Consider the following 3,401-nt stretch of genomic DNA (forward strand, 5'->3'; position numbering starts at 1 on the left):
GTCTTAGTAATTCCAAAAATGTAAGTTAATTTAATGAGCTAATTTATTTTAAATACTTTCTTATGACAGATTTCTTTCAATTTGAAGCAGACTTTGTTGATTCTCTGCGTTGCATCCCCATGCAGGTGCGTTGTAAATTAGATACCTGTGGCATCAAGCTAAAACTGCCTGACTGGAATCAAATGACGACAGATGAACGGCAAGCTTTAGTTGAATTACCTTGCACTACAGAAACGGAAATTCAGTCTTACCGCGAGCATATCGAGCAATTAATCATACAACGCACAGGTATACCACCTACAAAATTGCCTATCGAGCCTCATCCTGCATGGCTAGACTCTGCCGCTGTACCAGCTAGCCTTCAGGAAAAAGCTCAAGAAATAGGTGTAACCCTGACACAGCAAAATTGGGCAGCTTTAACACCCTTACAGCGTTTTGCTTTGATTAAACTTAGCCAGCCAGGACATGAAAACAAAAATTTTCCTAGAGCGATCGCAGAATTTCATCTGCTTTAATTAGACAATAGTCGTTAAAAGAAAAAATCTGTAGGGTGCATTACACTTTGTTAACTTGCCGCCCTCAAATGATACATTACAACATTAGCTGTGTTGTAATGTATCAAAAATTCATGTAGATGCTAACGAATAAAATAGTTGACTCTAAATTAATATTTACTTTATATAGCGTTTCATAATAAGAGTGGGATGAAAAGTGCTGAGTGCTGAGTTCCGAGTGCTGAGTTAAAAGACCGCCCACAAGGGGGGGCTTTTACCGTAGTGCGGAACTACTGAGTACTTCTTAAATTGACTCAGCACTCAGCACTCAGTACTGAGTTGGTTAAACTATCCTTCACCCGGATAAAGCTGTGCTTTATCTCTCCTCTTTGTGAGTTTCCATAAGGGTTTCAATATGTACTTCATGCACTTGGGAACCGCTATAAACAACTATTGACTAAAAAGTTCAGGGTAACAAATATATGGCTGCAAAGAAACTTTTGATGCTCGTTGGCGACTATGTAGAAGACTATGAAGTGATGGTTCCTTTCCAGGCATTGCAAATGGTGGGACACACTATCCACGCGGTTTGCCCTGACAAAAAAGCTGGCGATAAGGTACGGACAGCAGTTCATGACTTTGAAGGAGACCAGACTTACAGCGAAAAACCCGGACACAATTTTACTTTAAATGCTACGTTTGCAGAAGTAGAAGCCGCAACCTACGATGCCTTAGTCGTTCCCGGAGGACGGGCACCAGAATATATCCGCCTGAATCAGCAAGTACTAGACATCACCCGTCACTTTGCCCAAGCGAATAAACCGATTGCTGCCATCTGCCACGGCTTGCAGTTATTAGCTGCTGCTGATGTACTGCAAGGCAAAAGATGTACTGGCTACCCTGCTTGTAGTCCAGATATCAAGAGTGCTGGAGGAATCTATGTTAATATCCCTGTTGATCGGGCAATAGTTGATGGTAACTTGGTGACAGCACCAGCTTGGCCTGCTCACCCACATTGGCTAGCAGAATTCCTCACAGTACTTGGAACTAAGATTGAACACCCAGAATTGACTACAGTTGTTTGAGGCAAAATACTAGAAATCTTTTGGTTCACTTCATAACAGTTTCTTCCCCTACTCCCTACTCCAAAAGAGCTTTGGCAAAAATAACTGAGAACAGACGACTAAAAATTATATATTTTTGAAATGGAACTAAATGCAGTAAAAAATACTATTTTTTAATAAATTGCAGTGGCTTTAATTTGCAGCTACGATGTCAAAAGTACAGCATCGAGACAATCTGATTTATCCACCGAACAAGCCAGTTTTAGGACAAACTCTCAGCAGATGGAATACTTCTTTACATGAGGTGAAACAATTTGAAATTTTGCACCAATAATTTTAAATTTCTTAGCAGTAAGTGAAGCTATAGTGGATTTAGCAATGCTGCTGTTAATGTGGCTAAGGTTAGTCCTGCTGCCAAATTATGTGAAGAATTAGTTTAGAAAAGCACTCTAACTCGATGACAGGCAAAAACGCAAGACATAATGCATTTCTGCGGCTAGTGTCTGGTAATGGGGCAGCTTTGGGAGCAGAATCTCGCTACTCGCTGCCCCCCAGTAAAGAGATGGTAATTGGACGCGACCCCAGCTGCCAAGTTGTCTTGGATGCCATGATGTACCGAATGGTATCTCGTCGTCATGCAGTGGTTCGTCCCCTCTCTCTATCCCCAGATAGCAAATTTAGCTGGGTGCTTTGTGACTTGAATAGTGCTAATGGCACTTATTTGAATGGACAACGCTTATATGAATGTCAGGAATTGCACCCAGGCGATCGCATTTCTCTAGGTGCTGATGGGCCGCAATACATTTTTGAATACGAGTATACCTCACTGACTCCGGCGACGACAGTAAACCAAGTTACACCACTGCCTTCGGCGACGAACTACCACAACCACACGCAATTAAAGCAGCCAGATTCTGTTAGCTTCACCCAGCTTTTTCCGATTATTTCCACTGGTAAAGATTTAACTAGTAAAGCTTATCTTGTACCCGGAATACTGACCGTAATTTTTGTGGTGCTGATGTTCGCTACAGTTGGTCGGCCCCAAGCTAATCAAGTGATCGTAGCAAGTTACATCGCTTTCGCTGCCTACTATTTTGTTTACCAACTTTGCGGCAAACAGAAGCCTTGGTGGGTGCTAATGGCTACGTCATTGGGTACAATCCTGATTTTGCTCAGTCCGCTGTTGGATCTATTTATTTTCGTATTTCGTGGCATCTTGCCTGGAAGCTTGCCCACACCCCAAGAATCTATCACCTTCACAGAGTTACTGGTGCGGATGTTTTTTGGTGCTGGGTTGATGGAGGAATTACTCAAGGCATTACCCGTACTAGGGGCTTTTGCCATCGGTAGAATGTTGTCTTCACCTTGGCGAGAACGCATCGGCATCTGGGAACCTCTAGATGGTATTCTCCTGGGAACTGCTTCTGCTGTTGGTTTCACTCTCTTGGAAACCCTCGGTCAGTATGTACCTGATATCACTCAAAATGTCACGCAACAGGTGGGTATCGGGGCTGCTGGTCAGTTGGCAGGTTTACAACTGCTAATTCCGCGAATTTTAGGCTCTGTAGCTGGACACATGGCTTATAGTGGCTACCTGGGTTATTTCATTGGATTGGCTGTTCTCAAACCTACTAGAAGTTGGCAAATTCTGTCTATTGGTTATCTGAGCGCCTCAGCACTCCACGCTCTCTGGAATGCTACAGGGTCAATCAATGCTTTGCTGTTGGTAGTTGTTGGAGTGTTATCTTACGCCTTTCTGATGGCGGCAATTCTCAAGGCACGGGCGCTGTCACCGACGCGATCGCAAAATTTTGCTACCCGATTTCTTGGCCCAAAATAGAGG

At 43.3% G+C, this 3,401-nt stretch carries 4 protein-coding genes; all 4 read left to right on the forward strand.

From position 1 onward, the window contains the following. Positions 1 to 62 precede the first annotated feature (62 nt). The 4 genes from IQ229_RS19185 to IQ229_RS19195 all read left to right on the forward strand — a co-directional run bounded on the left by IQ229_RS19185 (position 63) and on the right by IQ229_RS19195 (position 3,398). Positions 63 to 515 carry a nitrate reductase associated protein gene (locus tag IQ229_RS19185; RefSeq protein WP_194046476.1) on the forward strand — a complete coding sequence of 151 codons (453 nt, stop codon included), beginning with the start codon at positions 63 to 65 and terminating at the stop codon, positions 513 to 515. A 461-nt stretch (positions 516 to 976) separates the two neighbouring features. Continuing rightward, complete coding sequence (locus IQ229_RS19190; RefSeq protein WP_194046478.1) at positions 977 to 1,579, forward strand: DJ-1/PfpI family protein; 603 nt, start codon at positions 977 to 979, stop codon at positions 1,577 to 1,579. A 187-nt stretch (positions 1,580 to 1,766) separates the two neighbouring features. Continuing rightward, on the forward strand, positions 1,767 to 1,892 hold the full coding sequence (locus tag IQ229_RS24605) for a hypothetical protein (protein WP_265582998.1): 126 nt from the start codon (positions 1,767 to 1,769) through the stop codon (positions 1,890 to 1,892). A 123-nt stretch (positions 1,893 to 2,015) separates the two neighbouring features. Continuing rightward, positions 2,016 to 3,398, forward strand: a complete 1,383-nt coding sequence (locus tag IQ229_RS19195; protein ID WP_194046480.1) for a PrsW family glutamic-type intramembrane protease — start codon at positions 2,016 to 2,018, stop codon at positions 3,396 to 3,398. The last annotated feature ends 3 nt before the right edge of the window (positions 3,399 to 3,401 follow it).

This window comes from Nostoc cf. edaphicum LEGE 07299 (assembly GCF_015207245.1).
Taxonomy (GTDB): Bacteria; Cyanobacteriota; Cyanobacteriia; order Cyanobacteriales; family Nostocaceae; genus Nostoc; species Nostoc edaphicum_B.

Coding starts and splice junctions, on each gene's coding strand:
- IQ229_RS19185 (WP_194046476.1), top strand. CDS start 63: ATGACAGATTTCTTTCAATTTGAAGCAGACTTTGTTGATTCTCTGCGT.
- IQ229_RS19190 (WP_194046478.1), top strand. CDS start 977: ATGGCTGCAAAGAAACTTTTGATGCTCGTTGGCGACTATGTAGAAGAC.
- IQ229_RS24605 (WP_265582998.1), top strand. CDS start 1,767: ATGTCAAAAGTACAGCATCGAGACAATCTGATTTATCCACCGAACAAG.
- IQ229_RS19195 (WP_194046480.1), top strand. CDS start 2,016: ATGACAGGCAAAAACGCAAGACATAATGCATTTCTGCGGCTAGTGTCT.